This window comes from Hydrogenoanaerobacterium saccharovorans, assembly GCF_003814745.1.
Classification (GTDB): domain Bacteria; phylum Bacillota; class Clostridia; order Oscillospirales; family Ruminococcaceae; genus Hydrogenoanaerobacterium; species Hydrogenoanaerobacterium saccharovorans.
Window position 1 is genome coordinate 1,537,812 of record NZ_RKRD01000001.1, and the last position, 25,908, is coordinate 1,563,719.

The 25,908-nt window shown below is 41.9% G+C and carries 28 protein-coding genes, 2 riboswitches and 1 other annotated feature; of the genes, 9 read left to right on the plus strand and 19 right to left on the minus strand.

Annotated features, from left to right (window positions below):
* Positions 1–31 precede the first annotated feature (31 nt).
* Together EDD70_RS07205 and acpS are read right to left on the minus strand one after the other, a co-directional pair.
* Entirely contained in the window at positions 32–1,567 is a 1,536-nt protein-coding gene (locus tag EDD70_RS07205) for an NAD(P)H-hydrate dehydratase (protein WP_092751532.1), read from the minus strand.
* The gene (acpS, locus tag EDD70_RS07210) at positions 1,564–1,941 is read right to left on the minus strand and encodes a holo-ACP synthase (RefSeq protein WP_242943068.1); all 378 of its coding nucleotides are present in this window, start codon (positions 1,939–1,941) and stop codon (positions 1,564–1,566) included. Before acpS ends, EDD70_RS07205 begins: the two co-directional genes overlap by 4 nt.
* Before the next feature lie 125 nt (positions 1,942–2,066).
* Here acpS and EDD70_RS07215 point away from each other — a divergent pair, with 125 nt between their 5' ends.
* From EDD70_RS07215 to EDD70_RS07240, 6 genes are all read left to right on the plus strand, one after another.
* Positions 2,067–2,282, plus strand: coding sequence for a hypothetical protein (locus EDD70_RS07215; RefSeq protein ID WP_092751530.1), 216 nt, complete (start codon positions 2,067–2,069; stop codon positions 2,280–2,282).
* Between the two features lie 20 nt (positions 2,283–2,302).
* Entirely contained in the window at positions 2,303–2,797 is a 495-nt protein-coding gene (locus EDD70_RS07220) for a gamma carbonic anhydrase family protein (protein WP_092751528.1), read from the plus strand.
* Positions 2,798–2,840: 43 nt separating this feature from the next.
* Positions 2,841–3,079: a binding site (T-box leader), on the plus strand.
* A gap of 108 nt (positions 3,080–3,187) precedes the next feature.
* Entirely contained in the window at positions 3,188–4,207 is a 1,020-nt protein-coding gene (pheS, locus tag EDD70_RS07225) for a phenylalanine--tRNA ligase subunit alpha (RefSeq protein ID WP_092751526.1), read from the plus strand.
* Between the two features lie 89 nt (positions 4,208–4,296).
* Positions 4,297–6,675, plus strand: a complete 2,379-nt coding sequence (gene pheT, locus EDD70_RS07230) for a phenylalanine--tRNA ligase subunit beta (protein WP_092751524.1) — start codon at positions 4,297–4,299, stop codon at positions 6,673–6,675.
* Between the two features lie 105 nt (positions 6,676–6,780).
* Positions 6,781–7,026, plus strand: coding sequence for an IreB family regulatory phosphoprotein (locus EDD70_RS07235; RefSeq protein WP_092751522.1), 246 nt, complete (start codon positions 6,781–6,783; stop codon positions 7,024–7,026).
* A gap of 190 nt (positions 7,027–7,216) precedes the next feature.
* Complete coding sequence (locus tag EDD70_RS07240; protein ID WP_092751520.1) at positions 7,217–7,531, plus strand: hypothetical protein; 315 nt, start codon at positions 7,217–7,219, stop codon at positions 7,529–7,531.
* Positions 7,532–7,596: 65 nt separating this feature from the next.
* Here the strand turns inward: EDD70_RS07240 and EDD70_RS07245 are convergent, their stop codons facing one another.
* From EDD70_RS07245 to EDD70_RS07285, 10 genes are all read right to left on the minus strand, one after another.
* The gene (locus EDD70_RS07245) at positions 7,597–9,993 is read right to left on the minus strand and encodes an endonuclease MutS2 (protein ID WP_092751518.1); all 2,397 of its coding nucleotides are present in this window, start codon (positions 9,991–9,993) and stop codon (positions 7,597–7,599) included.
* Positions 9,994–10,083: 90 nt separating this feature from the next.
* Positions 10,084–10,836: a DNA repair protein RecO gene (gene recO, locus EDD70_RS07250; protein WP_162840778.1), complete on the minus strand. Its 753-nt coding sequence runs from the start codon at positions 10,834–10,836 to the stop codon at positions 10,084–10,086.
* Entirely contained in the window at positions 10,790–10,951 is a 162-nt protein-coding gene (locus EDD70_RS14920) for a hypothetical protein (RefSeq protein WP_162840777.1), read from the minus strand. Before EDD70_RS14920 ends, recO begins: the two co-directional genes overlap by 47 nt.
* 208 nt (positions 10,952–11,159) lie before the next feature.
* The gene (gene era, locus EDD70_RS07255) at positions 11,160–12,062 is read right to left on the minus strand and encodes a GTPase Era (RefSeq protein WP_092751514.1); all 903 of its coding nucleotides are present in this window, start codon (positions 12,060–12,062) and stop codon (positions 11,160–11,162) included.
* Positions 12,063–12,082: 20 nt separating this feature from the next.
* Positions 12,083–12,592 (minus strand): GNAT family N-acetyltransferase, encoded by a 510-nt coding sequence (locus tag EDD70_RS07260; RefSeq protein WP_092751512.1) that lies wholly within the window; start codon positions 12,590–12,592, stop codon positions 12,083–12,085.
* A gap of 7 nt (positions 12,593–12,599) precedes the next feature.
* Positions 12,600–13,088 (minus strand): diacylglycerol kinase family protein, encoded by a 489-nt coding sequence (locus EDD70_RS07265; RefSeq protein WP_092751510.1) that lies wholly within the window; start codon positions 13,086–13,088, stop codon positions 12,600–12,602.
* On the minus strand, positions 13,081–13,587 hold the full coding sequence (ybeY, locus tag EDD70_RS07270) for an rRNA maturation RNase YbeY (protein WP_092754460.1): 507 nt from the start codon (positions 13,585–13,587) through the stop codon (positions 13,081–13,083). Before ybeY ends, EDD70_RS07265 begins: the two co-directional genes overlap by 8 nt.
* A gap of 30 nt (positions 13,588–13,617) precedes the next feature.
* Positions 13,618–14,586, minus strand: a complete 969-nt coding sequence (locus EDD70_RS07275; protein ID WP_092751508.1) for a PhoH family protein — start codon at positions 14,584–14,586, stop codon at positions 13,618–13,620.
* Between the two features lie 99 nt (positions 14,587–14,685).
* The gene (gene yqfD, locus EDD70_RS07280; RefSeq protein ID WP_092751506.1) at positions 14,686–15,870 is read right to left on the minus strand and encodes a sporulation protein YqfD; all 1,185 of its coding nucleotides are present in this window, start codon (positions 15,868–15,870) and stop codon (positions 14,686–14,688) included.
* 51 nt (positions 15,871–15,921) lie between these two features.
* Positions 15,922–16,227 carry a YabP/YqfC family sporulation protein gene (locus EDD70_RS07285; RefSeq protein WP_092751504.1) on the minus strand — a complete coding sequence of 102 codons (306 nt, stop codon included), beginning with the start codon at positions 16,225–16,227 and terminating at the stop codon, positions 15,922–15,924.
* Positions 16,228–16,314: 87 nt separating this feature from the next.
* Between EDD70_RS07285 and EDD70_RS07290 the strand changes: the two genes are divergently transcribed.
* Together EDD70_RS07290 and EDD70_RS07295 are read left to right on the plus strand one after the other, a co-directional pair.
* On the plus strand, positions 16,315–17,466 hold the full coding sequence (locus EDD70_RS07290) for a hypothetical protein (RefSeq protein ID WP_092751502.1): 1,152 nt from the start codon (positions 16,315–16,317) through the stop codon (positions 17,464–17,466).
* Positions 17,467–17,530: 64 nt separating this feature from the next.
* On the plus strand, positions 17,531–18,946 hold the full coding sequence (locus tag EDD70_RS07295; RefSeq protein WP_092751500.1) for a potassium/proton antiporter: 1,416 nt from the start codon (positions 17,531–17,533) through the stop codon (positions 18,944–18,946).
* Positions 18,947–18,997: 51 nt separating this feature from the next.
* On the opposite strand, the gene thiD is transcribed toward EDD70_RS07295, so the two are convergent.
* Entirely contained in the window at positions 18,998–19,807 is an 810-nt protein-coding gene (thiD, locus tag EDD70_RS07300) for a bifunctional hydroxymethylpyrimidine kinase/phosphomethylpyrimidine kinase (protein WP_092751498.1), read from the minus strand.
* A 63-nt stretch (positions 19,808–19,870) separates the two neighbouring features.
* A riboswitch (TPP riboswitch) is annotated at positions 19,871–19,969 on the minus strand.
* Positions 19,970–20,041: 72 nt separating this feature from the next.
* A riboswitch (TPP riboswitch) is annotated at positions 20,042–20,141 on the minus strand.
* 46 nt (positions 20,142–20,187) lie between these two features.
* The gene (locus EDD70_RS07305) at positions 20,188–20,820 is read right to left on the minus strand and encodes a stage II sporulation protein M (protein ID WP_162840776.1); all 633 of its coding nucleotides are present in this window, start codon (positions 20,818–20,820) and stop codon (positions 20,188–20,190) included.
* Positions 20,821–20,948: 128 nt separating this feature from the next.
* On the opposite strand from EDD70_RS07305, the gene EDD70_RS07310 reads away from it, so the two are divergent.
* Positions 20,949–21,191 (plus strand): hypothetical protein, encoded by a 243-nt coding sequence (locus EDD70_RS07310; protein ID WP_092751494.1) that lies wholly within the window; start codon positions 20,949–20,951, stop codon positions 21,189–21,191.
* A 49-nt stretch (positions 21,192–21,240) separates the two neighbouring features.
* Here EDD70_RS07310 and EDD70_RS07315 read toward each other — a convergent pair whose 3' ends face one another.
* From EDD70_RS07315 to iorA, 5 genes are all read right to left on the minus strand, one after another.
* A complete protein-coding gene (locus EDD70_RS07315) occupies positions 21,241–21,591 on the minus strand; it encodes a hypothetical protein (RefSeq protein WP_123811021.1) in 351 nt (116 codons plus the stop codon).
* 44 nt (positions 21,592–21,635) lie between these two features.
* The gene (locus EDD70_RS07320) at positions 21,636–22,067 is read right to left on the minus strand and encodes an ACT domain-containing protein (RefSeq protein ID WP_092751490.1); all 432 of its coding nucleotides are present in this window, start codon (positions 22,065–22,067) and stop codon (positions 21,636–21,638) included.
* A 187-nt stretch (positions 22,068–22,254) separates the two neighbouring features.
* A complete protein-coding gene (locus EDD70_RS07325) occupies positions 22,255–23,562 on the minus strand; it encodes a phenylacetate--CoA ligase family protein (RefSeq protein ID WP_092751488.1) in 1,308 nt (435 codons plus the stop codon).
* 4 nt (positions 23,563–23,566) lie between these two features.
* Complete coding sequence (locus EDD70_RS07330; protein ID WP_092751487.1) at positions 23,567–24,154, minus strand: indolepyruvate oxidoreductase subunit beta; 588 nt, start codon at positions 24,152–24,154, stop codon at positions 23,567–23,569.
* A gap of 1 nt (position 24,155) precedes the next feature.
* Positions 24,156–25,895: an indolepyruvate ferredoxin oxidoreductase subunit alpha gene (gene iorA, locus EDD70_RS07335; RefSeq protein ID WP_205408577.1), complete on the minus strand. Its 1,740-nt coding sequence runs from the start codon at positions 25,893–25,895 to the stop codon at positions 24,156–24,158.
* Between the last annotated feature and the right edge of the window lie 13 nt (positions 25,896–25,908).

The window sequence follows — 25,908 nt, forward strand, 5'->3', positions numbered from 1 at the left end:
CAAAGTGCCGCTGCAAAATTATATGATTTATCTACCTGCCGTGCTCCAAAAACAGTATGCACAAATCCTCTAAGAGTTCAGACGGCATCATGCTCGTTTTTGAAAGCCTTGCGGCACAAAGGTCGGCAGCTTTTCCATGCAAATATACTCCACATTCCGCACTTTGCTCGGCCGGTATCCCCTGTGCCATAAAACCTGCAATCATTCCGGCAAGAATGTCACCGCTGCCGCCCTTAGCAAGACCACTGTTGCCCGTTGTATTAACCAAGGTGGTACCCTCGGGTGTAAAGATAAGCGTATTGGCACCTTTTAGTACGAGCACTACACGGTATTTTACGGCAAACTCTCTGCCCAACTCTACCTTGCGGACAAGCAGCTGAGCGGTGGATATCCCCAACAGCCTTGCCATTTCGGCAGGGTGAGGTGTAAGTACTACGGGCGCCTTTGCCTCATACAGTACATTTATATTCCTGCACAGCGCGTTTATGCCATCTGCATCGATTAAAAGAGGACATTTTGCATTTTTTATAATAAACTCCGTAACAGCGGCGGTATCTTCATTGTTGGAAATTCCACATCCAATCAAACAAGCAGATGCTTCTTTTAGTTTATCTGCAATTTGAGGGATTGCCTCTTTAGAGATGCTTCCTTTATCATTTTCGCTCAGTGGAAGAAATACGGCCTCGGTTAAAGCCGCAGCATGAATGGCAATTACCGAGCGCGGAGCAGCAAGCGTTACAAGCCCTGTACCTACACGCTGAGCACCCAATACAGAAAGCCTGCCTGCGCCCGTCATACCAAAGCTGGAGCTGATGTTGAGCAGCTTGCCAAAGCTGCCCTTATTGGAGTTGACCGGGCGTTGAGGAATGTTTGTGAAAACCTGTTCTTCGGTGATGTGATAAAAAGATAGGTCGATATAATCATGACACTGGGGTGCAATACCGATATCGGCGCACTCAATTACCCCGCAGTGTTCTGCCGCAGGATAAACAAAGTGAGCAGGTTTCAAACTATCAAATGCAATGGTAAAATCGGCAAAAACTGCATCTTCGCTTAGCTCGCCGTTATCTGCATTGATACCGCTGGGTAAATCAAGTGCAAATACGGCTGCGATTGCGGTGTTAATCTGCTGTGCTGCCTGCTTTGCATTTTGGCGTAGTTCGCCAAGAAAACCGGTACCATAAATTGCATCGACGATAATATCGACATTTTGCAACAAAACGGTTATCTTATCTATATCTTTAATCAAATCGAAAACTTCAATATTAAGTGTGCGTACAAGATTAATATTTGTAATTGCATCTTCGGTTCTCGGTTCGCCGTCTACCAGAATTACTTTCACGTTTGCACCCGCATTGCAAAGCAAACGAGCTGCAACAAAACCGTCTCCACCATTGTTCCCCTTGCCTGTATACACCAATATTCGTTTTTGGTTGGTATTTATTTTTCGTAAAATACTCTGCACTGCAGCTGCTCCTGCATTTTCCATCATATCATAGTAGGAAAGACCGCTTAGTGCTGCTGCTTTTTCAATTTGTTTCATTTGATCCGATGTGACAATTCTCATGGTTCTATACCTCCGTAACAAACTACAACCGCAGATGCATATTCTTTTGTATGGGTAACACTTACTGACAGTTTATATCGATTTTTTTGTACAATTTCAAGAATTTTGCCGCTTAATTGAAAATAAGGTTTACCAAACTCATCACGCAAAAGTGATATTTCGTTCAGAGCAAAGCCTCGTATCCCTGTACCCAGCGCCTTAGAAAGTGCCTCTTTAGCCGCAAAATTCACTGCCACGGTTTGAGGGTTTTTGCCGCGTTTTTCGAACATTTCTTGCTCTTGCGGTGAAAACACATGTTGCATAAAGCGTTGTTTTTGCATGCTTTTGGCTATGCGTGCCACTTCTATCAAGTCAATACCGGTTTGTATCATCATAGAGTTTCCCCTCTCGTAATCCTATTATAAAGTATAGCACAAAATTACAGATTGTATCAACGGAGGCAAATTGCTATTTGCTATTTTACGTGATAAAATATAGTTTAAGAAAGGCGGTCGGCATAATGAAAAAGAATCACAGAGAAGCGTGCAGTATCGGCATTATTGGCGGCGCAAACGGACCAACCGCCATCTTTATAAGCGGTATTACGAAAGAGACGAAACAGTTTATAATTGAGCAGTTGGGTTGGTGGAGAGGGCATTTATTTTTGATGAAACATCGGATTAAAAACATTTTTAATAAGCAAAAACCCAGAAAGCAAGATAATACCGATATTTAAATTTTTAAGGAAGATACAGTATGAAAAAACCAACGATAGACGAAGATGCACTGATTTTACAAGGTGCGGTAATAGTGGGTGATGTAACCGTAAAAAGCGGCTGTTCAGTTTGGTATAATGCAGTGCTTCGCGGTGACGTTGCCCCCATTATACTGGGAGAAGGCAGCAATGTACAGGATTGTTGTGTATTGCATGGCAACCACAACCAACCGGTAATTGTAGGCAAGGGCGTTACCGTTGGGCACGGTGCAATTCTGCACGGCTGCCATATTGGTGATAACACACTAATTGGAATGGGAGCTGTTGTACTAAACGGCGCAAAAATCGGGCAAAATTGTATTGTAGGTGCAGGTGCATTGGTTACACAGGGTACTGAGGTGCCCGACGGCAGTTTAGTAATTGGCAGCCCTGCAAAGGTAAAACGCAGTTTAAAGCAAGATGAAATTGAGCACAATACTGCATCTGCAGAGCAGTATAAGCAGCTTATGGCAAAGTATAAACAGGATAAACTGTAAATTGTTGTTGCAAAAGCATACTAACTGTGCTATATTGAATAGTAATAACGCGAAGACTGGGAAAGTAAGGTTCTTGTTATCCCTTGCAGAGAGTAGATGTCGGCGGCTGGAAGCATCTTAGGGATTGGGAAAACGAAGTTCGCCCACGAGCGGCGCTGTTGAAACTACTTAGTAGGCAGCGACGGAACTGCCCCGTTACAGGCAATCGTAAGTGTTTGCTTTGCCTATGTGTTAAGCAAAAATACGGGTGGTACCGCGGAAGTGCAAGCTTTCGTCCCTATTAACATAGGGGCGGAAGCTTTTTTTGTTGTTTAAATCCGCAAACAGTAGATATGCTGTAGCTAAGCTAAAGTAATAAACGGCACATATTTGAATATGGAGGTTAGCAAAATGAAAAATGCATTAGAACAAATCCGCAAAAATGCACTTGAGGCTCTGCAGGCTGCCAAAGATGAAAAATCGATGGATGAAATCAGAGTTAAATTTTTAGGTAAAAAAGGTGAACTGACTGCTATTTTAAAACAAATGGGGGGGCTTTCGGCTGAAGAACGCCCTGTGATGGGTCAACTCGCAAATGAAGTTCGCGGTTTTATTGAGGAGCATATCGAAACCCGCACAGCGGAGTTAAAGGCTGCTGCTGTTGCTGCACGATTGAAAGCCGAAACCATTGATGTGACCATGCCCGGCAAAAAACATACCTTAGGCAAACAACATCCGTTAAGTTTGGTTTTGGACGAAATCAAAGATATTTTTATGGGTATGGGTTTTGATGTTGCTCAAGGGCCTGAGGTGGAGTACGATTACTACAACTTTGAGGCGCTCAACATCCCGAAAGACCATCCGGCACGCGACACACAGGATACTTTTTACATCAACGAAAATATTGTACTGCGCACACAAACCTCCCCTGTACAAATTCGTACGATGGAAAACAGAAAACCACCCATTCGCATTATAGCACCCGGAAGAGTTTATCGCTCTGACGCTGTTGATGCGACACACTCCCCGCTGTTCCACCAAATTGAGGGACTTGTGGTTGATAAAGGCGTAACTATGGCAGACCTGAAAGGTACGCTTGAAATATTCGTGAAAAAACTGTACGGTGAAAATTCGGTTGTGCGTTTCAGACCACACCACTTCCCTTTTACAGAACCTTCAGCAGAGCTTGATGTGCAGTGCTTTGCCTGCCACGGCGAGGGTTGCCGCCTTTGCAAGGGCGAGGGATGGATTGAAATTTTAGGCTGCGGTATGGTACACCCGAAGGTACTTTCTATCTGCGGAATTGACCCTGAAGAATACAGCGGTTTTGCGTTTGGCATGGGACTTGAGCGCATTGTTATGCGCCGCTTTAATATTGATGATTTGCGTTTGTTCTATGAAAACGACCTTAGATTCTTAAATCAGTTCTGATTTGAAAATATTTTGGCAGAATCGATATATCTGCAAACAGATAACGTCTGCCTTATAAAAATCCCATAGATTTCGAAGGAGGATTTACAATGAATTTATCCATTAAATGGCTTTCTGATTATGTAAAAATAGATGCTGCTCCTCGTGCCTTTTCTGAGGCAATGACCATGTCCGGCTCAAAAGTTGAGGGATATGAGGTGGAAGGCAGCGAGATCGAAAAAGTTGTGGTAGGAAAGGTTTTATCAATTGAGCGCCACCCTGATGCAGATAAACTTGTTGTTTGTTCGATTGATGCAGGCAAAGATATACCGCTGCAAATTGTTACAGGAGCAACCAACGTAAATGTTGGAGATTTTGTACCTGTATGCCTGGACGGCGCGAAGCTGCCGGGCGGTAAAGTAATTAAAAAGGGTAAGCTGCGCGGTGTTGTAAGCGAGGGTATGCTCTGCTCGCTGAGTGAACTGGGGCTTAGCGTACATGACTTCCCTTATGCAATTGAAGACGGTATTTTTATCTTGCAAGAGGATTGTAAAATTGGGCAGGATATTCAGACCGCCATTGGTCTGAACGATACCTGCGTGGAGTTTGAAATTACCTCAAACCGCCCTGATTGTCTGTCTGTAATAGGGCTTGCACGTGAAGCATCGGTTACTTTTGATAAACCTCTCACACTGCCGGTACCCACAGTAAAAAACGAAACAGAAAATATTAACGATTATCTTGCCGTAGAGGTACAAAGCCCTGCATTGTGCCCCCGTTATGTTGCAAAAATGGTGAAAAATATCAAAGTCGCACCATCTCCGAGATGGATGAGAGAGAGATTGCGCGCTTCTGGCGTACGCCCCATCAACAATATTGTGGATATCACCAACTATGTGATGCTGGAATACGGTCAGCCCATGCACGCATTTGACCATAAGCTTGTAAAAGGCGGTAAAATTGTGGTGCGCAATGCCAAAGACGGCGAGCGCATCGTTACACTGGATGGAATAGAACGTAAACTCTCGTCTGATATGCTTGTGATAGCGGATGAAAACGCGCCAACCGCAGTGGCTGGTGTTATGGGTGGTGAGTTCTCCGGCATTATGGATGATACCAATACCATCGTATTTGAAAGTGCATGTTTCAGCGGTCCATCGGTACGTATTACCGCCAAGAAACTAGGCATGAGAACCGAGGCATCCGGCCGTTTTGAGAAAGGGCTTGACCCCCAAACCTGTATTCCTGCTGTGATGAGAGCTTGCCAACTGATTGAACAGCTTGGTGCAGGTGAAGTCATTGGCGGAATGATTGATATAGATAATTCAGACAAGAGCCCTGTGCGTATTCCGCTAGAGCACGATTGGATTAATCGTTTTCTGGGAATTGAACTCTCGCGTGAAGAAATGATTCGCATTTTGCAAAAGCTGGAATGCATCGTGGATGAAAACGATGTAGTAATCGTACCCTCGTTCCGTGCAGATTTGCAGCACAAAGCGGATATCGCAGAAGAAATTGCGCGCATCTACGGATACAACAAGATCCCTACTACTGCAATTCGTGGTTCGGCTCAAGCACAGCTGACAGATTTACAGAAATATGAGAAAAAAATCTCTTCTACCCTGTTGGCTCAAGGGTGCAATGAAATTATGACTTATTCGTTTATCAGCCCCAAATACTACGATAAAATCAAGTTGCCTGCTAACAGTAAATATCGCAACTCGGTAATCATCAGTAACCCTTTGGGCGAAGATACCAGTGTGATGAGAACCACTGCTATCCCCTCTATGCTGGAGGTACTGGCACGCAACTACAATAACCGCAACCTTTCAGCAAATTTGTTTGAAATAGCAACAGAGTACGTACCAACAACTGCAGATAAATTGCCTGAAGAAAACCAAAAAATCTTGATCGGTATGTACGGTGAAAATGCTGATTACTACGCTATCAAAGGAATTGTAGAAGAACTTTTTGATGCACTTGGCGGTTATGAATATGACGTAATCCCAGAAAGTGCTAACCCCACTTTCCATCCCGGGCGCTGTGCAAAACTGATGCTAGGTGACAAACCGCTTGGTATTATCGGTGAAATTCACCCTGCCGTTTTGGATAACTACGATATTGGCGTGAAAGCTTATGTTGCAGAACTGGACGAAGCACTGCTGTTTGAAAACAAGGCTGCAGATAAGCAGTATCGCCCGTTGCCAAAGTACCCTGCCACAACCCGTGATATTGCCGTATTATGTGATGACAGCCTGCCTGTACTCAGCCTTTACAAAGCAATTAAAGGCGCAGCAGGCAAACACCTTGACAAAGTTGAGTTGTTTGACGTTTACCGTGGTGCTCAGGTGCCGCAAGGTAAAAAGAGTGTTGCCTACAATATCACTCTGCGTTCAGCAGATAAAACGCTCACTGACGAGGAAGCTAACAGCGCAATGAAAAAGATTTTAAAAGCCTTGGGCGAATTGGGTGCAGAATTGCGGTCTTAATGCTTACATCTTAATTTTCTATTAAGGTTGTCATTTTCATCTTGATAATTTCTGCTTTTTAGTGTATTCTAATAGTAAAGGTTATAGGCATTGGAGGTTTGAAACATGCATGAGCCTACGATATCGTTTTCCATTCATGAAGATAAAGAAAATGAAATGAAGCAGACCCTAACAACAGTATATGATGCTCTGCGTGAGAAGGGCTACAATCCCATCAATCAGATTGTGGGCTACATCCTTTCTGAGGACCCCACCTACATTACAACGCATAATAATGCACGCAGCTTAATTCGGCGTATAGACCGCGACGAACTATTGCAGGCACTGGTTAAAGCGTATTTAAACGATTAATTTAAAAGTCCCTTCTGCTTTCTCTGCAGAAGGGACTTTATGCATATTCATTGTATATTTACATTTGTCACTGTGTTATCTCGTTTACAATTGTGCATAATTATGGTATAATAATCTGATACAACAGCTAGATATAGTATTTGCTGTTATTTGTTAATTAAAATACATTAAGATACAGGAGGACGATGAGATGAGCGAAGCTGTAAAAGACGAAAAGTTTTTAACCTATAAGGGTAAACCTCTTGTTCGTTCGGGCAATACCATTTATTACGGCAACATGAAAGATAAGTTTGTGGTGCTGATGCAAATTTTGGATAGCAAAAAAGATGACGTTTTGGGTATTGAAATGTCAAAAAAAGTAACAATCCAGTTGCTTTCTACCGATTTAGATTTACGTATTAAAGACAGAATTATCAAGAAAAGTGAAAAAGAAGGGCTTTACAAGGCATTGGATTTAGCAAGTGTTTGGCTGGATCGCGCATTAAAAGATGCTGCCAAATCGTAAAGTGATTAATAAGCATCAGTTTTAGGATTTAAAAAGGCACCGTAAATCGGTGCCTTTTTTGTTGGTTATTTTAATTCTGCAATGGTTACGCCCGACTCTCCTTCGCCATAAACGCCCAAACGAAACGTACGAATATTTTTGTGCCGACGCAAATGTTCTTGAACCGCGGCTCGTAAAGTACCTGTGCCTTTACCATGAATGATGGTAATTACACCTAAGCCTGCAAGAACGGCGTTATCGATGTAACGGTCAAGTTCGATGAGTGCTTCTTCCACCATCATACCACGCAGGTCGATTTCTGTTTTTCCGGAACGTTCCGCACGGCTGGTAATATTTTTGCCCACGCTCCCCTTTTTGTTGTTTAGCGTAACTTTATTTTTTCTCTCATCCAGCCTTAATTTACTTTGTGCAACTTTAATTTTCATAATACCAACCTGTACCATAACGTTGCCGGAATTATCGGCAGGAGACAATACGGTGCCGTCTTTACCGATATCCACAATCGATACGACATCACCTTTTACAAGTTTGCGGGGCAATACATAATTATCGTTTTGTTCCTGCTGTTTAACAGGGTCGGCAAGCTCATAAAGCTTGTTCACACCAGATTTCATTTGTGCACGTGCTAAGCTGGGCATATTTTTGTAATTCTCGGTATCTTTTTGCTTTTTAATTTCCTCTAATTCATCAAGAATGCGCTGAGACTCTACTTTCACCTTGTCAATGAGCCGTTTCGCCTCGGTTTTAGCCCGTTCTATCTCTCGTTCTTTTTCTTGTTCTAGGCGTGCTTTGTATGTTGCTACCTCATGCTTTAAACGTTCTGTTTCTTCACGAACCTGCTGTGCGCCGGATTTTTCTTTTTCCAGCCCCAGTCTGGTTTCTTCAAGTTGAGATACTACATCTTCAAAGCGGGCATTTTCGTTTGATACACGTTCTTTCGCACATTCAATGATATTATGTTCAATGCCTAAACGTTCGGAGATAGCAAACGCATTGGAGCGCCCCGGTACACCGATAGACAATTTATAAGTAGGGCTTAGTGACTCAACATCAAATTCGCAGGATGCGTTTTCTACTCCTTTGGTTTCTAGTGCGAATACTTTTATTTCTGCATAATGCGTTGTGGCAGCAATTTTTGCACCTTTTTCGCGCAACGCTTCGATGATTGCTATTGCAAGTGCAGCCCCTTCAATCGGATCAGTACCAGCCCCAAGCTCATCAAGCAGCACAAGGGTTTTCCAGTCTGTTTGATCTAAAATGGATACAATATTCGTCATATGTGCTGAGAAAGTAGAGAGGCTTTGCTCTATACTTTGTTCGTCACCTATATCGGCAAGTACACGGTCAAAAACCGAAACAGTACTTGCATCTGCAACCGGCAGCATAAGACCGCACATCGCCATAAGGGTAAACAAACCAAGTGTTTTCAGCGAAACAGTTTTACCGCCGGTGTTTGGACCGGTTATAACTAATGTATCAAACGAACCACCCAAATAAATATCAGTTGGTACAACCTTGTTTTCGTCAATCATTGGATGGCGAGCTTTACGCAAATCAATGATACCGTCATCTGTGATAGTGGGTATAGTGGCCTTCATTTTTCTGCCAAGGCGAGCCTTGGCGAACAGCAAATCAAGTTCAATTACGGTATCATAATCAGCACAAATGGTATCGGCATGGCAGCCAACCTCTTCCGACATCGGTGCAATAATGCGTTCAATTTCTTGCTGCTCTTTATTTTGCAGCACACGAATCTCGTTGTTCGCTTCTACTACTGCAATCGGCTCTACAAATAGCGTAGCGCCGCTGGATGATGTGTCGTGCACCATACCTTTGATTTCTCCACGATATTCCTGTTTAACAGGCACAACAAACCGTCCGTCACGCATCGTAATGATAGAATCCTGCAAATACTTTTGGTAAGACACAGACTTTACCATTTTATCAAGCTGTGCACGAATCTTTAGTTCGGTGTTGCGTATGTTACGGCGGATATGAAACAACTCGGGGCTTGCGGAGTCAGCAAGCTCATCCTCCGACAAAATGTTCTCATTAATCATATTTTCAAGAGTTTTATTTGGGGATAAACTCTCAAATAAAGAGTCAAGTGCTGTTTCCGTATCATCACAATCTTTGCGATATGTGCTGAGGTTTCGGATAGTACGCAAGACATTGGATATATCCATAAGCTCTCGCAGGTTGAGCATTGCCCCTACTTGAGCTCGCTTGAGCATTCCTTTAACATTTCTGATGTTTAGTATAGTAGGCATACCAAATCGTACCGAGAGCAGATGAGCGTCCTGCGTAAAGTTCATTTGCTTTACACTTTTAGAATAATTGGTTTGAGGGCTGATATTCAGTGCTAACGCTCGGCTATCTTCACAACTGCAGCAATCTGCAAGTTGCATTAAAATTTTATCCAGCTCAAGTGCACGATAGTGTTTTTTTTCGTTGTGTTCCATGTGAATCCTCACTTTCGCAGGCAAAGCCTATCGTGAGCAAAAAAGCTATACTTTGCTTATTTAATGCGCTTTTCTGCTCGTAGAATAAACTCATAACAGACTTTTGTAAAAGTCTAAAGTTATATAATTTTTTTCCGTCTGATAAATCAGATATTTTTCAATCACATCTCCCAAATACTGTAAGCCCTCGGTTGATAATTCAAAAGCAAACAAACGCTCAAAAGGGCTGTAAATGATATGGCGCATTGCTGCCAACACCCCTTTTGGCAAGTTTAAAGCCTTTACAGGTTGTTTTGCAGCTTTTGACATACAATCACCACAAAGAAGCTCGCCGCTGTCAAACAAAAAGCTCATCCTATCGCTTTCATAGCAGGCGCAATCTCGGCAAGCAACAAGGTTTGGCATATAACCAGCCATTGTAAGCGCCCTCAATTCAAACACCGGTTTTAAAAACATACCAGTACGTTTGCCTTTTTCAAGAAGATGCAGCGTGTTCAGCAGCAGGCGTAAAAAATCATTTGCTCCTTCACTATGGGGAGCGATTGTTGCCGAAAGTTCGGCAAAATATGTAGCAAGGGACAGCTTTTCAATGTCCTTACGTAAACCAAAGAACATATTTAAGCTGTCCGCATAATCGACCGTATATCGGTCTTTATTCTTAAATAAAACAAAAGATGAGTAACAAAGCAGCTCTGTGGTTGGTGCCAGCTTATTTTTTAAACGATTGGCACTCTTGGCATATGCATAAATCACACCATAATCTTTGGAGAGCAGGGTAAGCAAACGGTCTTCTTCATCAATATCCCGTGAACCGATTACCACCGCCTGTGTATTCATCTGCATCAGGATACTCCTCACCTTCGATGTAGTCATCAGAAAACGCGTCGATGGCTTGACGATAGCGCAGATAGTCGCTGACCTTGCCTGTACGCAAAAACTGTTCCCAAGCGTTCATCATTTGATCCATGGTATTCCTCCCGCATGTTTACTTGCTAACATTGTTACCACCAAAGCAAAACTTATGAACGGGAAAGCACACCATAAATTCCAATAATTTAGACTTGACAAATAGAAATTGTTGTTTCTTTATACTTTGCAGTTATTCTAATTAAGAAGAATTGCATAAATACAATCGGAAAGAAAATAGTAATTACAAACATACGGTACTACTTATAACCAAAGTTTTTTATAAGCCCCTCTTTATTGCGCCAATCTTCGCGCACTTTTACCCAAATGCGAAGATTTATTTTAATACCAAGGAATTTTTCTGCCTCGATGCGAGCCTGTGTTCCGATTTTTTTAAGCATCGCGCCGCCTTTGCCAATAAGCATGCCTTTATGGCTGTCTCGTTCGCAATAAATAGTTGCATCAATATCGGCAATCTCCTCGCCATCAGCATTGGTACGTTCTTTCATGTTCTCAATACCCACAGCTACTCCGTGGGGTATCTCATCCTGCATATTGTTAAGCACTTTCTCACGGATAATCTCGGATACAATTACACGTTCGGGTTGGTCTGTCATTTCGTCATCATCAAAAAAATGCGGCCCTTCGGGCACATAGCTCTGAATTTTGTCAAGCAAGATCTGTACACCTTCGCCTGTGCGTGCCGAAACCGGAATAATTGCCTCAAACTCAAATTCTTTTGAAAAGACTGAGATTTTTTCCATCATTAATTCTTTTTGTGACAGTGTATCGATTTTGTTCACAGCAAGAATAACGGGCATTTTTGCAGCTTTTAAACTGTGCAGCAGGTCAAATTCCGATTTTGTAATTTCCCCTATTGGCTCTGTAACCAATACGCCGATATCAACATCGGAAACGGACTCGTTAACTTGTTTAACCATATACTCAGAAAGCTTGGTGCGCGGCTTATGCAGACCGGGGGTATCGATGAATACCATCTGTGTTTCATTTTTTGTGAGTATCCCAATAATTTTATTACGGGTTGTTTGAGGTTTGGGCGAAACAATTGCCACCTTTTCTCCAACAAACTTGTTCATAAGGCTTGATTTCCCCACGTTGGGTCTACCTACAATTGCAACAAACCCCGAATAGGTTTTTTCCATACATTACTCCGTTTCTTGAATCATTCAAATTTCAAAACATATCTTACATCAACTATTTGTTTTCCCATAATATCGCTAAATAATTCATCCTGATTCCATTCAAATCGTATTTTTTCATAAAAATGTCTTGCTCTTAAATTCTCTTTTAGTACCCATAAATAACAATTACGGTAACCATCCTGCCTCATACAAAGTAAAACATATTCTAGCAATTTTTTTGCAAGACCTTTACCCCAATAATCGGAACGTATGTAGACAGAAATGACTTCACCCCAATCCGGCAGCTTGTCATCTCTTGATTTTCCATATGCAGTACATCCAACAGGAATCTCATCAACACAAATCAGATAAACCGAAAAAATTCTGTTTTCAATCCAATTCGTAAATGTTGGAATCCAAAAATCGACCTTCAACTCATCCAAATATTTTTGAGGTATAATACCACGGTACGCTGTTTTCCAGCATTCCGCATGAATTTGGCTGATTATTGAGACATCCTGTACGGTTGCATGTCTTATTTTTATGTTCATTTTTCTCCTAACGTCGAACTATCCATCTCCAAATTTTAACAGGCCCTATAAAGATAAATAATACTGCAAACACCGCAGAAAGTAAAAACAAACCACCGTAGAGGGGGCTTGTACACAAAATGAACAAGATGCGCCATAGTACGGCAGGCTTAAAAAACAACAGCAAGCCGATTGCAAACGCAAAAACCGCGCATACCAAAACAGCACCCGCTGCAATGTCTTTTGCAATACGTGCCAAACTGTTGTAGGCGGGCGAACTGATGTCCACAAGCACTTCCACTGCAGTATTTATCATTTCCATCGCTATTACCAACGCGATAGCGCAAAGCATCAATGCAAACTGAAGCTGTGTAAGATTAAAATAGCCGCTGAACACAATAATGTAGCAAGCCACAACGATATGAATACGCATGTTGCGTTCGTTATTGACGCAGTACACTACTCCGCGTGCAGCGTTGCGAAAACTTGTAACCAAATTGCGTATTTGATTACTCATTGCTTTCTAATACATAGCTGGAATCGCGCTGCAAACCAAGCTTTGCAAGAACCTCTTCTTCTTTTTCTCGCATTTTCATTGCTTCAATCCCGCTTACCTCATGGTCGTAACCAAGCAGGTGCAGCATAGAATGAACGGTAAGAAACCCTATTTCGCGGCTAAACGAATGCCCGTAAATCTCTGCTTGCTCGGTTGCTTTTTCTACAGAAATTGCAATATCACCGAGTACTTTCGCCCCGGTTTCTTGGTTTGTATCGTAAACGCCATTCTCCCCCATAGGGAAAGAAAGCACATCGGTTTCTTTATCAATATTACGGTACTCTAAATTAAGTTCGCGAATTTGCTTATTATTAAGAAAGCTGACACTCACTTCTGCAACACCTGTCATACCCTCCATATCAAGTACTGCATGGCAGCAACGGCGAATAAGCAACCTTGTTCCTGTAGGAATTTTTACATCCTTTTGTCTATTTGTAATATATACTTTTACACTGTCCATCATAATATTTTTCCATCTGACTTTTTGAGCCTAGCGGAATTTTTTACCCTCCTCGTAGAATTTTTCATATGCTTTGATAATCTGTTGAACCAAACGATGACGAACAACGTCTTTTTCTGTAAAGCGTACAATTGAAATGTCATCGATGTTTTTCAACACTTTAGTAGCCTCTACCAGCCCAGATTTTTTGGTATCCGGTAGATCGATTTGAGTAATGTCGCCTGTAATGATCGCTTTGGAGTTGAAGCCGAGCCTGGTTAAAAACATTTTCATTTGTTCCGGCGTCGTATTCTGTGCTTCATCAAGGATGATAAAAGAATCATCCAACGTACGCCCGCGCATATAAGCGAGAGGTGCTACCTCTATATTGCCGCGCTCAACGTATTTCTGGTAGTTGTCTGCGCCCAACATATCAAACAATGCATCGTACAGCGGGCGCAGATAGGGGTCAACCTTATTTTGCAAATCGCCCGGAAGAAAACCAAGTTTTTCGCCTGCCTCTACTGCTGGCCTTGTAAGAATAATTTTGTTAATTTCGTTGGCACGAAAAGCTTTGACCGCCATTGCAACGGCAAGATAGGTTTTACCGGTACCCGCAGGGCCAACCCCCAACGTAATGGTGCTTTTGCGGATCGACTCTACATAAGTTTTTTGCCCCAAGGTTTTTGCCTTAATCGGCCTGCCCTTTGCTGTAATACATACCATATCGTTTGCAAGCTTTGCTGCCTGCTCTTCGTTGCCTTCAGATACCAAATCTATGATGTAGCGTACGTTTTGTTCAGATAGCACCTCGCCTTTGTTGAGCAGCTCCAGCAAACTGCGAATCGCTCGGATTGCCGTTGCAACATCTTGGGCTTCTCCGCTGACCTTGACTTGTGAGCCGCGATTTAGTATGCACACGTGGTATTCATTTTCAAGCATTTTAATATTTTCATCAAAGCTGCCAAATAACTCCAATGTATGTTCCATTCTATCGACATCAACAAACTGTTCGATCATTCATTTACATTCCTTTTTTCTTGTTTCCAACAAAAATCGTAAAAAATTTTGTATCTTTTGCTACACTTATCTTATTATAGCATTTTTATTTGAAAAGTTCTATCCGTTTATTAAAATTTCTTGTTGTTTTGCTATATCAATATTGCAAAGATATTTTGCTTTAATTTTGTACATGTTGTCTAATTCTTGTTCCTCCAATTCTTTTTCAATTATTTTTGCCGTTTTCAATTCTTCTGTTTCTTTTTGTAACAAAACAGCTTCTGCTTCACGTTTCGCCTGTTCTTTCGTAATGGGGTGCTGTTCCATAACATAAAAATCGTAAGTTTCATCAACAAACGTCATCGGCAATGAGATACCGAATAAATTAAGCGGTTGTGCTTCGCGTTTTAAATCATAGGCTACCTTGAACGGGCGATAGATGAATAAAGGAAAATCAACACCGAATATACGCAGATAACGTCGATGTTTTTGCAGACCCTTCATTACTTTTTCATCTTTTACAAGTGGCTGTTCTACAGTTATTTCGTACTCCGTTTGTGCTATTACTTTGGCTCTTGCGTGTTTATAAGTAGCCTGCCCTTTTTTATCTTCAATAATGCCGCTGACAATTACATCACCTTGTTTTACAGTATCACCAACTTTTAAAATGTTCTGTCCCTCATAAACCTCCATATATGTAATTAACCCTGTTTGTGATGCTACTATATTACAAGGGGTGTCGTGGTCGGGGAACATTTCGGGCGGCATTACCCGTTCACGCACCTCAACGGTTGCGGTGCTGCCGTCTATATTAACTGCTATCCAAGACAGATGCTGCAACCTGAGCAATGCTGTTCGCTCTATATCGCGTGCATTCAGCTTGCCTTTAAATGCTCCTGTTTTCAGCCCCAATTCGTTTACAGTAGATAATATCTCATCCGACGAAACTTCAACATTGCCAACAACTTCTATGCGCCATATAAACTGCCCCATTGCACACAAAAAAATTAAAAAAAACAGGGTACCAACAAGCAAGCCCACCCGCTTGTGGTAGCGCCTTACTTTAAACGGAGTACCATATCGTTGTTTTACACGCAGCCTTACACCCGTTTTTTTTGCATAAGGACGCAAAGACTTGTAAGAGCGAACATCTGTACAAGCAGTGAGCACAGTTTCTTTTTTTTGTACATCCCAAACGTTAACACCTTTGCGTACAATCATATTGAGAAAGCGTTCAAGAAATACGCCTGTTGCCGTGAACATGACATATCCCTTAAGATAACGAATAAACTTTATTATAAACATATAAACGGGCTCCTTTGCTGCAATTCTTCGTAATCGGCAACTATACGGCAGCTAAACAAGAAATTGCAAACCCAAGATAAAACCTTGTACAATTACACTTTCGCCCGTCATACATTTTATCTCGAGGTTTCTTCCTGTAAATTGAAGAATCATTTTATTTAGGCTGAGTTTAATCAATGTGGAATCGTATTCCAGTATGCCGCCGCATCCTTCGATAACCGCCTCACGATTGCCTGAGAGTGAGATCTGCGAAAAATCAGAAAACACGCCCTCGGGTATGTCAAATGCACGAGCAAGTTTTGATGGTTTTACTTCAGGCTGCTCTTGCGGGACTGTTCTGCGCCTGTTTTTTCTCATGCTGTATTCCTCCGTCATGCAAACTATTTCTCATAATACATATGCGGTGTCCTTGTACTCATATGCTTTTGTAAGAGGTGAGCAGTTATGGAACATTTCATAAAAAAACCAGATATTAGGCACTGTGGCGTATTTATTTTGACATGCTTTTGTATTTTAACAGCCATATTATTTTTAAGCAGCTCACAAATTGTAGGCAGCGGAGTACGCGAGGGGTTAAGGCTTTGCTCCGATGTGGTGATACCCTCTTTGTTCCCATTTATGGTGCTGTCGGGATTTATGGCAACGAGCAGGATTTCATTTATGCTGAACAAAATTTTTTCGCCGATAACTAAATATGTTTTTCGTTTACCTGTTGCGGCAGCATCCCCGCTTTTAATGGGTTGGGTTGGCGGTTACCCTGTTGGAGCACGCACATTGACGCTAATGGTAAATCAGCGGCATTTGTCCGAAAAAACAGCAAGCAGAATGTTATGCTTTTGCGTAAATGCAGGGCCACCGTTTTTGATGTGTGCAGTAGGAGCAGGCATGTTCGGTTCTATGAAACTTGGCATTTTACTGTTGGCAGCTCAATTTACATCATCACTAATAATTGGAATCGCTCTAGGTCTTTTATCAAGAAAAGAGGAGGAACCGCCCAGCAGCCCGCCCTACCGTTTTCGTCCTTACAGTATTTGTTTTGTGCAGTCGGTAAATGATGCATCGGCAGGAATGATATCCATATGCTCTTTTGTGATATTATTTTCGGCAATTACTTCTCTGCTGACTTCCACAGGGGCAATTACATCGCTTGTAAATGCTTTTACAGAAATTTTTCCTGCACTAAACAGTAAATGGTTTGAAGCCTGCATATTTGGTGTACTGGAGGTTACCACAGGTTGCAAAGCACTATCTGAGTTCAGCTTTAGCGGGTTGCATGCGGCAGCGGCGTTGCTTTCGTTCTCAGGCCTTTCTGTAATATGTCAAGTACTTGCAGCGGTACATGGCAGCGGTATTAATGTAAAGCCTTTTTTAATCTCGCGTATATTCCACGGAATGCTAACATTATTTGTATTCGATGTTTTATTAAGGATATTTCCGCAAACAATTACAGTGTTTGAAAGATTGGGGCAGCCTGTAGCAATGACATCCGGTACGGCTGCAAGTTCTTTCAGTTTACTTGCAATGTGCGCTGTTTTTCTGCTAACAACCGGAGGTGGCAACAATACACTAATCGCAGGCAAACCGAAAGAACTGTAATTGCCCCTTTTGCTCTAAAATGTTATACTAATAAAATGGATATTAAAATGAATGGAGAGCATTTATGCTAAATTTGATGATCATTGGAGCAATTATACTTCTGCTCGCCGTTACTTCCAGCAGGATTTTTTACCGTTTCGGTGTACCTGCGTTGCTTTTGTTTTTGCTGCTGGGCATGCTGTTTGGTTCGGATGGATTGGTTGGAATAAGTTTTGATAATTTTGAGACAGCCAGCAAGATTTGTTCAGTCGGATTGATTTTTATCATGTTTTTTGGCGGTTTCGGCACGAACTGGAAAATTGCAAAGCCTGTAGCTGTAAAAGCTGTATTACTTTCTACTCTTGGCGTAGGGCTTACCTCACTGCTGACCGGCTTATTTTGTCAGCTTGTTTTAAAAACCTCATTATTGGAGGGTTTACTGATTGGTTCGGTGCTTGCATCAACGGATGCAGCCTCTGTTTTTTCGGTTCTTCGCTCCCGTAATCTTAACCTTAAAAATGGTTTGGCATCACTTTTAGAAATTGAAAGCGGAAGCAATGACCCGTTTGCTTACATGCTTACCATCCTTGTAATTTCGATTATGACGGGGCAACAACAGGAACCCGGTATTTTATTGCTTGGCAAGCAAGTAATTTTCGGGCTGGTGATTGGTGCAATTCTCGCCGTGATAACCGCCTATGCTTTGCGCTATATTAATTGGGAAATAGATGGTTTATACCCAATTTTAGTAACTGCAGTGGTTATATTGGGGTACGCCCTTGCAGAATTGGTTGGAGGCAATGGCTATCTGTGCGTTTATATCATTGGTATTATATTAGGCAACAGTAAAATACTGCATAAACGCAGTTTGGTGCACTTTTTTGACGGTATATCGTGGCTGATGCAGATTTTGTTGTTCTTTACACTGGGTTTATTATCGTTTCCATCTCAGCTGCACAACGTATTGGTACCCGGGGCGCTGATTTCGATATTTATGTTTTTGGTCGCACGCCCGGTTGCAACCTTTGTTATTCTTACACCGTTTAAAGTTCCGCTTAAATCGCAAATACTAGTTGCGTGGGTAGGGCTGCGCGGTGCAGCATCTATTGTATTTGCTATTTTTGCGGTTAACTCAGGGGCGTTGGTAAATAACGATATTTTCCATATTGTTTTTTTGGTTGCACTGCTTTCAGTTGGGTTACAGGGATCACTTATCCCTTTTATTTCAAAAAAACTCGATCTTGTTGAGTCCGATGTATCGGTTTTTAAAACATTTAACGATTATCAAGATGAGTCACTTACCCAATTGTTGGAGGTTACTATAACTGGAGACAGCCCTTGGGCGGGCAAAAGTGTGATGGACGCAAATATTCCTGATGAAATATTGGTTGTCATGCTTAAACGTGGAGATAAAGTAGTTGTACCCAAAGGCTCTACTATGATAAATACAGGTGATATTTTAGTGCTTTCGGGCAGCAATTTTGACAGCATTTCGATATAGATAGAAGAATACGAAACCCTCCTGTTGTGCAACAGGAGGGTTTTTAATAACTTAATTTGCTTTAATTCTTAAACCGTTTTGATATAAATCGTAAAAATGATGTGTAGGACCATTGCCTTTGCCTATATTTAACGAATGCTCAATCGCTGTTGTAACATATTTTTTCGCCTGTTCCACAGCATTTGGCATATCCATACCAAGTGCCAGATTGGATGCGATTGAAGATGAAAATGTACAGCCTGTCCCGTGGGTGTTTTTGGTGTTGATGCGTTTGGTTTCAAAATGATAATATTTTTTACCGTCATAAAGAACATCCAAAGCATCGCCCACGGCATGACCGCCTTTGACAAGAACATTTCTGCAGCCCATCTGATGAATCAGCTTTGCGGCTTCTTCCATATCTTTGGTGCTGTTTATACTGATATTTGCTATTTTTTCAGCCTCGGGGATATTCGGTGTAAGCAAATCGGCACAAGGAAGCACCACTTCAATCAGAGTATCTATTGAATCGGGGTTCATAAGCGGACAGCCGTTTTTTGCATACATAACAGGGTCAATTACTACATTCTGCGGTTTGTATTGCGCAAGTTTTCGAGCAACTGCCTCCATACAACGGGGTGTGGAAAGCATGCCGATTTTGACTGCATCCACTTCAATATCCTCAAACACCGCATCAATTTGTTTTTCAATCATATCCGGCGCAATATCTTGTATATCAATGACACGGCTTGTGTTCTCTGCTACCACAGAAACAATCACACTCATACCAAATACTCCATGTGCCGAGAATGTTTTTAAATCCGCTTGTATTCCTGCACCTCCGCTGCAATCAGAGCCGGCAATGCTCAACACTTTTTTCATAGTAATATCTCCTTTTTATATTCATTAAAATAAGGGTGCTTCTTTGTAAATGAGAAGCACCCTACAGAAAAAGCGAATGCTCCCTACGTTGGTATTAGCCAACAGGTTCAAAGGGTTTGGTTTTACCTTCTCAACTACTTTGTAGTTTCCCTGCAAAATTGCCTATATTAAGTTTTGTGTAAAATAGAAAAGAGTGCTTCTCGTTATTGAGAAGCACTCTGACTAAATCATACTTTTGTATAATTGATTGCTTCCCTACGCCGGTATTAACCGACAGGTTCAAAGGGTCAGGTTTTACCTTCTCAACTACCTCGTAGTTCCCCCGCAAAATAATATCTTGATTATAGCTCATATCTGTATCATAGTCAAGTTTTAAAACCTCAAATTAAAGTAAACAGCCTGCTAAAAAGAAACGTACAGGCAGTATCGATAAGAGATACTATTAAAACCAAAACCAGCAAAACTACAAATTTCATACAATACACACGGGGGTTTATCAGCCTGCTGGCGGCACCATCCTGCTTTGCGGCTCTGTAATAAGATGTTGACATCGTAAACGCCTCACCACAGCCGTAGATAAGAATCAATGTAGACAGCAGCATATTGGGCAGCAAAACCATTGCAACATATCCAACACCCATAAACCCGTTCTGTGCGTAAAGGTACCCGGCTTGATACCCAAACCCTAACCCGCGAAAAAACGGCATCAGCACAATCACCGGCTGCGCTACAGCACAAAATCCGCATACAAATAAAATTGCCAGCATCAATGCGGTTGAGGTAAAAGACGATGTAAAGGTAGAGAGCAAATCTTGCTCGCCTCGCCTTTTTGCAAACTGCCCCACGATTACAGATAGGTTTTTAATTGTCTCAGGGCTTACACTTTTAAGAAACAACGCACCCGCCAACACACCGGCTAAAAAAAGCGTCGCATAAAAAAAGACCTGACGATAGGCATGAAAATAGCGCAAAAGCAGCCTACGCGTTGATGATGATTTATAGATTGTCCTCATTGTTATCATTCCTTTGCAGTTTGCTATACAAATAGATATGAAATGATTTCATAAAATATTCGTCTAACCGATTGCGTTTACGTAATATCCGCGATATACTGATAGCAGAATATGGGAGGCGAATTGTTATGAAGCATTACAGAATGAAAGACAAAAAAGGGCTTACAAAATGGATTATGCTGGCAGGAATGATATCTACTTTGGTAACTATTGTTACTGTTTTGGTGTCACGTGTGCTAGAACAACGAATGATTCTAAAAATTACGCGATGTGCAGATAGCTTACAAAAAGCCTTACCTGCCATTGAACAAGCTTCGAAACTTTATATAGAAGCAAACATGGCAAAAGAAGAACTAATCGAACCTGAATAAATAATGCAAAAAGCTTCTCCGCTAAAAACGGAGAAGCTTTTTTAATTACTCATTTGTTTGGTGTAGTCTTGTTAAACAGCACCGCAAGCCCGCTGCCTGCAGCCGCAAGCAGCATATATGCAAACACGTATATAGTGGCACTGCTGTTATAAAAGGCAGTAACAGCAGGAACAAAAAGAATACCTAACAGTATAGGATAATACCAGCGAAAGCCATTGCGTAATGTAAACAGCAAGCCACTAATAAAACAATAAATTGTGTTTACAGCCAGCAAACCAAGCACCATAAGAGACTTTGCCCCTTCTTTTATGTTTACCGCCAAAGATGGTACCCCATAGAAAAGCAAAGCCGCAAGCAGCAGATACGGCAGCATTTTTTTCATTGTGTTTGTGTGCATCATCGGCTCCTTATATGGATATTTTGTGTGAATTGGACCTTTTTAAGCTACATCTCATAAATTTTGGCTGCTGTAAGTATCGGAACATGATTGTTTTGCAGCACCTCTAATGCCTTTGCATTATCTTCAACGCGAATAATTACATAGGCTGAATTATCTTCTTTACTGACAAAGGCATACATATATTCTACACCAATATCCTTATCAGAAAGATATTTCATGATTTTTGACAATCCGCCCGGCTGGTCGTCAACACCAATTGCAATAACATTGGTGAGTGAAACCGTAAATCCCGCATCTTTTAATACATCCTGTGCCTTATCGGGATTATCGACAATTATGCGCAGAATGCCAAAATTAGTGGTATCCGCAATGGACAAGGCACGGATATCAATATTATTTTTGTGAAGAATTTCGGTAATTTCCGAAAGCCTGCCCGATTTGTTCTCAACAAAAATGGATAATTGTTTTATTGTCATACTTGTACCCTCCTTAGGTGAAGTAAAGCTTTTATAAGCATCATCGGCGATGTGTGGTTTTGGCGGTAGGCATCTGTTTTCCATTAAAATTCAATTATTTTTCATACACTGCGGTTATTATATCATATTTATGCATCAATTAAAATTCAATTGCACAAAAATTGGTAAAATAAAGAACGGCTAACCCTTAATCATGCAGTTTGCGTTTATCAACAACACGCTTTGATTTACCTTCGCTGCGCTCAATTGTTTTTGGCGAAACCAAATGTACTTTTGCAGAAATGCCCAAAGTAGAATCTATCGCTGCTTTTATTCTCGCCTCGGTTTTTTCAACCAAACGAACAGCATCAAATTCCATATCCTGGTTCATCTCAACCAAAACTTCCATCACATCCAAGTTGTTAACACGGTCGATAATCAACTGATAATGCGGTGCCATACCAAGGTTTAACAAGACACTTTCGATTTGAGATGGGAACACGTTAACACCGCGGATGATAAGCATATCGTCGGTTCTACCCGCCGGTTTGGTCATTTTAATGAGTGTTCTTCCGCAAGAGCACTTTTTGCGGCTTAGCGAGGCAATATCGCGGGTACGGTAACGCAGCAAGGGCAGTGCCTCTTTTGTAATAGCGGTAAATACCAGCTCGCCCTGTTCCCCATCCGGCAGAACCTCCCCAGTTTCGGGGTTAATGATTTCGGGGATAAAATGGTCTTCGTTCACATGCATGCCTGTTTGCTCGGAGCATTCAAACGATACACCGGGACCCATTACCTCAGACAAACCGTAAATATCGTAAGCTTTGATGTTGAGAAGAGATTCAATTTTATGACGCATTTCTTCGGTCCAAGGTTCTGCACCGAAAATACCTGCTTTTAGCTTCAGTTCTGAGGTAGAAATACCCATATCACGCATCGTTTCGCCAAGTACAATCGCGTAAGATGGAGTACAGCAAATTAGGCTCGAACCAAAATCACGAATCACTTGAATTTGGCGCTGAGTATTACCCACCGATGCGGGGATTACGGTTGCTTTTATGCGTTCGGCACCATAATGCAAGCCCATGCCCCCGGTAAACAAGCCATAACCGTAAGAAACATGTACATAGTCACTGGAATCACCGCCTGCAGCAGTAAGTGCTCTGGCACAGCAATCACTCCAAGTTACAAGGTCGTTTGCTGTATAGCCTACTACAGTTTGTTTGCCTGTTGTTCCGCTGGAAGCATGAATTCTTACAATCTGGTCTTGAGGCACGGCAAAAAGCCCGTAGGGGTAATTATCGCGTAAATCCTGCTTATATGTAAACGGCAGTTTATGCAAATCATCAATCGATTGAATATCATCGGGGGTAAGCCCCATCTCATCAAACTTTTTTTTATAAAAAGAGATATTATTGTACGCATGGCGTACTGTTTGAGACAGCCTTAGAGACTGAAGAGCGCGAATTTCGTGCAAGGGTGCAGTTTCCATACTGTTCCAATATTTTTCAGGCATTTATTTATTCCTCCACTTTAAGCATTCTGCCAAGACGATAAGCTTTTAAATTGATATCAAGAAACTTAGCGGGAACTAGCTCGGCAATTGTTTGTTCCCAAATAGTTTCATCAAAACTCATTTTTGTAGAAATAGCACCCATAAGTACAACGTTGGTTGCTTTAGCAGTTCCCGCTTGCTCAGCAAGCGACAAGGCATCCAACGCGATAACATGACACCCCGTTGCCTTGAGGTTATGTACTACATTTTCGGGATACTTTGCTGCACCTGTAATAACTGGCATGGGTGCAATTTTTTGCGTATTCACAATGAGCTTGCCGCCCTTTTTTAAGTAGCTTACCCAACGAGCTGCTTCGCATAATTCAAACGAGATAATGATATCGGCTTCGCCCTTTTCAATAATAGGCGAATATACTTTTTTACCGTACTTTACATAGGTTACAACCGAGCCGCCGCGCTGGGACATACCGTGAACCTCAGAAACTTTTACATCATAACCCTGCCCAACTAACATATTGCCTAAAATACGGCTGGCAAGCAATGTTCCTTGACCGCCTACACCCACAATCATAATGCTTGTTACATTGTTCATTCTATAGTTCCTCCCCCTGTTCTGCTATTGCACCAAACGCGCACAAAGGTTTACATAGGTTACAGCCAACACACAAGGTGCTGTCTATGCTTGCCTTGCCATTTGCCATACTGATTGCAGGGCATCCTATCTTAAAGCATGCTTTGCACGATTTGCATTTCTCTGCAATAATTTTAAACGGAGGATTATGTTTAACGTATTTAAGCAAAGCACATGGACGTCTTGCAATGAGTACAGACGGCTCTTTTACGGCAAGCTCTTCTTTTAAAATTGCTTCCAGCTCTTCCACGTTGTTTGGGTCAACCACACGTACACGCTTTACACCGGCAGCATCGCATACTTTTTCAATGCTTATCTGCTCAACAATATCACCCCGTAAGGTTTTGCCTGTAGTTGGGTTCTGCTGATGTCCAGTCATCCCTGTAATTGAATTATCAGCAACAATTACTGTGGAATAACCCTTATTGTATGTAATGTTAATTAAACCTGTAATTCCCGAATGCATAAATGTGGAATCACCAATTACAGCAACGGTGCGGTCTTCTGCCCCGCGTGCTTTATTAAAGCCGTGCAGTGCAGAGATGGAAGCACCCATACAAATACAGGTATCCATTGCACCCAACGGCGGCGCAGCACCCAATGTGTAGCAACCGATGTCTCCGCTTACCGTAAGTTTCATCTTGTTTAAAGTGTAGAACATCCCCCTGTGCGGGCAGCCGGGGCACATAACTGGCGGGCGCACGGGTATATTTTCGTTGTACTCTGCAAACTCTGTTTGCTTACCCAGAATTTTTTCTGCAATCAGTTTTTGCGAATACTCACCGATATTACTGAAAAGTTCTTTTCCAATAACATCAATCCCATTCTTTTTGCAGTGGGTTTCAATAATATCGTCCAGTTCTTCTATTACATATACTTTTTTAACTTTGGAGGCAAACTCTTTAATTTTTTTAAGCGGAAGAGGATTGATAAGCCCAATTTTAAGGTAACTGACACTATCCCCCAAAGCTTCTTTTGCATACTGATAAGTAATGCCCGCCGCAATAACACCGATTTCATTATTTGCGGCATATTCAACGGTGTTTAAAGAAGTATTCTCGGCAAATTGTATAAGTTCTTTACAGCGCTGCTCCACTACAACATGTCTGCCCTTTGCATTCCCCGGCATCATTACATATTTTTGAGGATTTTTGATATATTCTTTAAGAGGAACTTCAACGCGGTCGTTTTCTTCTACGATACTTTGCGAATGCGATACGCGGGTACACAGGCGCAACAGAACAGGTGTATCAAACTGCTCTGAAATCTCAAAAGCGGCTTTTACATAGTTTTTACACTCTGCAGAATCTGCTGGCTCTACCATAGGCAGTTTTGCAGCGATGGCGTAATGTCTGGAATCTTGTTCGTTTTGTGAGGAATGCATCCCCTGGTCATCTGCTACCGCGATGATAAAACCGCCGTTTATACCCGTATAAGATGCGGTAAACATAGGGTCTGCCGCAACATTTAAGCCTACATGCTTCATAGCACAAAATGAGCGAGCACCTGCAATGGATGCACCGAGTGCAACCTCCGCAGCTACCTTCTCGTTTGGCGCCCACTCAGAATAAACTTCTTGATACTCGCTGACATGCTCTGTAATTTCTGTGCTGGGCGTACCCGGATAGCTTGATACTACACCGCACCCAGCCTCATATAACCCACGGGCAACGGCTTCGTTGCCCAACATTAATCTTTTCAAAATCAGGTTCCTC